The sequence below is a fragment of the Kiritimatiellales bacterium genome, from assembly GCA_041656295.1.
Classification (GTDB): Bacteria; Verrucomicrobiota; Kiritimatiellia; order Kiritimatiellales; family Tichowtungiaceae; genus Tichowtungia.
In genome coordinates this window covers 1-6,575 of sequence record JBBADV010000040.1, presented here as the reverse complement: position 1 = coordinate 6,575, position 6,575 = coordinate 1, and the positions used below count along the sequence as shown (strand labels likewise).

Here is a 6,575-nt window from a genome sequence, read left to right as displayed (position 1 = left end):
GCGGCAATTAATGCCGCCGGTGCCGGCGATGAAATTATTGTTACAAACGGCACCTATGCACCGATTTCAACCGACAATAAAGCGATCACCATCCGCAGCGTGAACGGTACAAAATATACAATCATTGATGGCGGAAATTCAAACCGCTGCGCAACGCTAGGGTCAGCGGGTGATCATCTTGATACCGTTTTGGATGGGTTCACGTTGCAGAACGGGTATTCCGATGCTGGCGGCGGGGCGTATTACGGGACGCTGAATAATTGTACGTTAAGCGGGAATACAGCTTCTGCTCATGGCGGCGGGTCGGCCTACGGGACACTGAATAATTGTATGTTGAGCGGGAACACAGCTTCTTCTTTTGGCGGCGGTGCGTGGGGCGGGACGTTGAATAATTGCGTACTGAGCGGGAATACGTCACATTGGTCTGGCGGCGGGGCGGATGGGGGCACGCTGAATAATTGTACATTGAGCGGGAATACGTCACATTGGTCTGGCGGCGGGGCGATTAGTGGGACGCTGAATAATTGTATTGTCTGGGGGAATTCGGCTCCTGATGGCAGCAACTATACTGGGAGTGCGTTTTCTTATTCCTGCACTGCACCGCTGCCACCCGGAGAGGGGAATATTGCCGCGGATCCGCTGTTTGCGGACGCAGAAAACGGGAACTTCCGCTTAAGGCCGGATTCGCCCTGTATTGATGCAGGTGCAAATGCTTATGTTATTGGTGACGTTGACCTAATCGGCAGTCCGCGTATTTATAACGATAGAGTAGATATGGGCGCGTATGAGCTCTGTTTTTATATAATTGTATTCGACGGCCAAGGCGTTATGCCGTCTCCTGCAAATAAAAGAGCGGCACCAGGATTTGAATATGGAGAACTGCCTGCGCCTGTTCGCACCGGCTACACATTTGACTGCTGGTATACAGAGCGCGACGGCAAAGGGATGATCATTACGGCAGATACCATTGTAATGCTGGATGTCGAGCATACTTTGTATGCTTATTGGACGCCAAACAGATATACGGTCGTCTTTGATGCCGCTGGCGGAAATCCGGCAAACCAGACTGTAATACAAACCTATGACAGCAATTATATTTTCCCCGGCGAGCCGGCGCGGATAGGCTATACCTTTAATGGCTGGTTTACCGCTGCAGCCGGCGGAACCGAAGTGACCGCGGATGCGATAATGAGTATAGCTGCCGACCATACCCTTTATGCGCAATGGACGCCGAATAGATACACGGTGACGTTTGACGGGAATGGCGGAAATCCGGCGGAGCAGACTGTAACCCAAACCTACGACAACCATTACATTCTTCCGGATGTTAACCCGGTCCGGACAGGCTATACCTTTAAAGGCTGGTTTACCGCTGCAGCCGGCGGCACCAAAGTGACCGCAGCTACGAAGATGAGTATGGCTGCGGATCATGGGCTTTATGCACAGTGGACGCCAAAGACGTATATCGTAACGTTTGCCGGCGGAGACGGGCTGCCTGTCAGTCAGGTCGTCACACAAACCTACGACAGCAAGTATGTTCTTCCGGCTGAGCCCGCGCGTACGGGATATCTCTTTAAGGGCTGGTTTACCGCTGCAGCCGGCGGCACCAAAGTGACCGCAGCTACGAAGATAAGTATCGCTGCAGATCATGAGCTTTATGCGCAGTGGGCGACGGTTGCCTACCCAATTATTTATGCCAATACGAAGGGTGCGGAGCATACAAATCCGGCGACATATACCATTGAAAACAGCGTGACGTTTGCCGCACTACCTGATGTGACAGGCTATACATTTGCCGGCTGGGATACCGCGGGCATTGAGATTGGAACCACCGGCGAAAAGACGATCACTGCGCAGTGGTCGGCGAATATGTATGCCGTAACGTTTGCCGGCGGGGATGGATTGCCTGTCAGTCAGGTTGTAACTCAAGCCTATCACAACAGCTATATTTTTCCGGAGGAACCATTACGCGAAGGGTATACCTTTAATGGCTGGTTTACTGCCGCAACAAACGGCATGCAGGTGACTGAGTCAACGGTGATGAGTACGGCTGCTGATCATACCCTTTATGCGCAATGGGCTGCGAACACGTATACGGTAACATTTTATGGTAATAACGGGTATCCCTGGAGTCAGTTTGTGTGGCAAACCTACGACAATAATTATGTTCTTCCGGAGTTTGCGCCGGAATGCACAGGCTGCATGTTTGCCGGCTGGTTTACCGCGCCGTTTAACGGGACACAGGTGACGGAGGCAACAGTGATGAATATGGCTGCTGATCACGAGCTGTATGCGCAATGGATGCCGAATACATACACCGTGACATTTGCCGGCGGGGACGGGCTGCCTGTTAGTCAGATCGTCACACAAACCTATGACAGCCGTTATGTTTTCCCGGCTGAGCCTGCGCGCACGGGATATCTCTTTAAGGGCTGGTTTACCGATATAAACGGCGGCACTAAAGTGACCGCAGCGACGAAGATGGATGCGCTTGATGATCATACATTATATGCGCACTGGGCGCTCTGTGCGTATACGGTGACGTTTGACGGGAATGGCGGTATTCCGGCCAGCCAGACTAAGGCGCAGACCTATAACAATACCTATGTTTTTCCTGCTGTTCCGTCGCGTGACGGCTATGCGTTTACAGGCTGGTTTACCGCTCCGGCAGACGGTGAGCGGGTGACTGATGCTACCGTGATGGATAGCGCCGCCGATCATACGCTCTATGCGCAGTGGACGGTTGAGCTGTATGTTGATGCAGCCCGCCCGGATGATAGCGGCGACGGCAGAAGCCGGGCAACGGCCAAGAAAACGATTCAGGCGGCGGTGGATATGGCTATGGAGGGCTGTGAGATTGTTGTGGCAGACGGTACCTATGCTCCGTTTTCAACAGCGAATCAAACGATTACCATCCGCAGTGTCAACGGTGCGCAGCATACGATCATTGATGGACGCAACGCGAACCGCTGTGCAACGCTGGGGTCAACAGAGGGTCATACCAATACCGTGCTGTCCGGTTTCACGCTGCGTAATGGACGTGCGGACAACGGCGCCGGCGCGATGTACGGCACATTGCACAACTGTATTCTGTCGAGGAACCGTTCTATAGAATTCGGCGGCGGCGCTTATTACAGCAGGCTCTATAACTGTCTGTTGAGCGGAAACAGCGCCGGCTATGATGGCGGCGGAGTATATGAGTGTCATTTGACCGGCTGCACACTGTTTGGAAATACAGCAGACTGGGGCGGCGGCACGATATACAGCACACTGGATCATTGTATCGTGTGGGGTAACTCCGCCAATATCGGCAGCAATTATAATGACAGCAGCTTTGCATATTCCTGCACCGCACCGCTGCCTTCCGGAATTGGTAATATTGATGCAGATCCATTGTTTGTGAATGCAGGGGGCGGCAATCTGTATCTACAAGCAGATTCACCGTGTATTAATGCCGGGCATAATGAATTTGCTATGGGTGACGTTGACCTTGCCGGCAATCCGCGCATACAGGGCGGCACGGTGGATATCGGGGCGTATGAATTTGAAAGCTATATTCCGGAACAGCTTGCGGAAAAAATGCTTACGATTTATACCGGAAACGGGAATGTTGAGTATCATTTATTCCGTCCGGACGGCATATATGCCAGACTTGAAAAAGATCCGGCTGAGGCTATAACACTTGGTGGCGTCGGTGTTTATTCCAGCACTGCCGTAGATACCACCAATCTTCTGATTACAACAGAGGAAACAGGCTCTTGGGTGTCTGGCGGAGCACTGTCGTCCACAATAGAGGTTTATAGCCTCCAGTTTGAAACGAGAACCAATGGAGTTGTTATCAATGCCAATGGATGGGAAACGAACACCTTTGTATTAGCGGATATGACCTCAACGGCTCCCGACCGGCTGACCGGAAAGAAAATCGTATTTCAGGGCGAAGATAAAACGCTGGAGATGATTTTCAGCACAGGCGGCAAATATTCATTCATTGAAGTTGAAAATAACGGAGAGTTTGAATACGGCATCGGTGAGTATGAATATATCTGGAACTCCCTGACTTCGTCCTGTGCAGCGCTTGAAACGGATGATGGCAGGTTTTCGCCGGATGAATTTTTAGTGACGATGTTCACCGATGAAATCGGCGTGCTCGCAGAGGCTAATATTCTGAGCCCGTACGCCGGGCGGGGTTTGTTTGTGCTCAGTGACATTGCTGCGGTTCCCAATCTGTCTCCGGAGCAGATCAGCGGCAACATGCTGACGATTATCAGAGAAGAGGGACCGCCGGAATGTGTCGTGTTACGCAGTGATGGCCGCGCTGCGGCCGCAAAGCTTGACGGCGATGTCGATGAATTCAATTTTGCCGGAACTTATGACTATGTGCGGATTGGTGATCAGACGGTGCTGTCAATCAATGTGAATATTGGCGGGGATTATTGGTACAATGGCTGGTTCCCGCTGGCCAGGATAACCTATCAGTTTAACTTTGAGACATCGGACAGCGGTACAGTGGTCTGTGTTAAAGATATGAATAGCGGCTGGGGTGGCGGTGAGGATCAGATTGAAACCAATCGCTTTGTGCTGACGGATGCTGTTGCGGCGCCGCTGACTCTTTCCGGGCAGGAAATGTGTTTCGATTCGTTCGACGAAGCCGTTGAGCTGACTTTTGTTAATGACACAGAGTATCTGTTCTATAATGACCGGGGTCTGTCGGGCGGCGGTACATATCAGTACACCGCCGGTAAAGGCGCTCATGCGAACCTCCTGGCGGCAGGCAGCGGTTTCAGCAGTACCAGACGGCTTGATTTAACCATGGTTACAGAGACTGCCGGTATCATGATTCAAACAGACCCGCAGTTCAATGACGCCGTTATTGAATGCAATATGTTTACCGTCGGTGCAATACAGCCGTCATTGGTTCCGGCATCTTTCGGAGACAAAATGCTGGCTGTTTATGAAGAAGATGATGACGACACCGACGTCTACATATTCCGTCCGGATGGAAAATTCATCAGCGTTGAAGATGATGACCCCTTGTACGGTCTGGAACTGGAAAGTTTCGGTGAATATACGGCGGTTACGGTGGATAGAAAGAGAGCACGTCTGACGTTGACGGAAGTCGATGTGTATAACGGGAATCTCTATACCAATACCTCAATCCATACCTTCCGGTTTGCAACAGCAACCAACGGGACGGTCATTTCGGACTACATGTACGGTTATATTGAGACAAACACCTTTGTTTTAAGCGCTATGGAGGCCGTTGCGCCGGAATCGCTGGCGGGTAAATCTCTTGAGCTGCTGGCCGGTGAAGAATTCGTACAACTGTCCTTCCTCAGTGACGGAACAGTACGTGTTAAACAGACGAACGGTGTGATTGTGACCGGCACCTATGAATACAGCCGCAATGCGGCCATCATGTATGTTGCGGATTTATCTGTTACACTTGCCGGAGACCGGAACGATTATGAGCTTTCGATGGCCGCTGCCGACGGCGGTGTCTTTATTGAGTGGTACGGGGTTAACCCGGTTGCGCCGGTGAGTGCGAATATCTTTTTCATTCGCGACGGCCTGCTGGTTCAGCCGATGGCAACACTGCAGACGCCGGCGGCTGTGCCCTACTCATGGCTGGAAGAACACGGTCTTGTTGTTTCAGGCAGTCCGGAGCATGAATATGAAGCGGCTGCCGGAAGTGATTATTGCGGCAAGGGCGCGGTCTGGCGCGATTATGTTGCCGGCACAAATCCAACGAATGCCGCATCCCGGTTCACGGTCTGTTTTAAACGCATTGACGCAGACGATATTGAAATTTACTGGGAGCCGGATTTGGGCTCTGCCCGCAGATATATCATCGAAGGGTGTGAGACATTAACCGGTGCATGGCATCCGACATCGGCAACGAATTCACCCTATCGTTTCTTCCGTGTACATGTGGAATTACCGGAATAAAAACGCATACCTTTTCATTTGCCGCACCGGAGCCGCGGGCGTTGACCGCGGCTCCAGAGCATTTTAAATTCATGTATAGCCGCAACAATCGCAAAATAATTACGGGCAGAATGATTGATAAACCGCAGAGCGCACTGAGAACTTTTCAACTTTCAACTGTAAACTGAAAACCCTGAACACGGAACGTGGCGAGGGCGCCGTGTCTACTACTCTGCCTCTCTGCTAATCCCTGAATGCCTGATGCTTTCTGCAAAACTTCCGTGTGTGTTGTGTATCCCGTGGTTTAAACATCTGCGTTCATCTACGTTATCTGCGGACCAATTTTTATTTTTGCTTCAAGACAAGTTAATGGGGTTGACATAGCCCTTAAGATGTTGTCTTGAAATGAGTAATAAATATATTTTTCATTCAAGGATTTCGGAACACGATTTCCGGCGTATTATCCGCTGCTTCTCGGTGGATATTGAAGCATCGAAGATTGCTGTTCTTACCGGGCTGAGCCGCAACACCATCAACCGGATTTTTTATGCAGTTCGTCAGCGGATTGCGGAGTGTTGCGAACTGGACAGTCCGTTTAAATGCGGCGAAGTTGAACTGGATGAAAGCTATTTTGGCGCCCGTCGTGTCCG

At 51.2% G+C, this 6,575-nt stretch carries 2 protein-coding genes; both read left to right on the top strand.

Features of this window, described 5'->3' with window-relative positions:
- A partial coding sequence (locus tag WC959_12795) for an InlB B-repeat-containing protein (GenBank protein ID MFA5689993.1) occupies window positions 1–5,946 on the top strand: 5,946 nt, incomplete at its 5' end.
- 384 nt (window positions 5,947–6,330) lie between these two features.
- The coding region (locus tag WC959_12790) for an IS1595 family transposase (GenBank protein MFA5689992.1) at window positions 6,331–6,575 on the top strand (245 nt) is incomplete at its 3' end.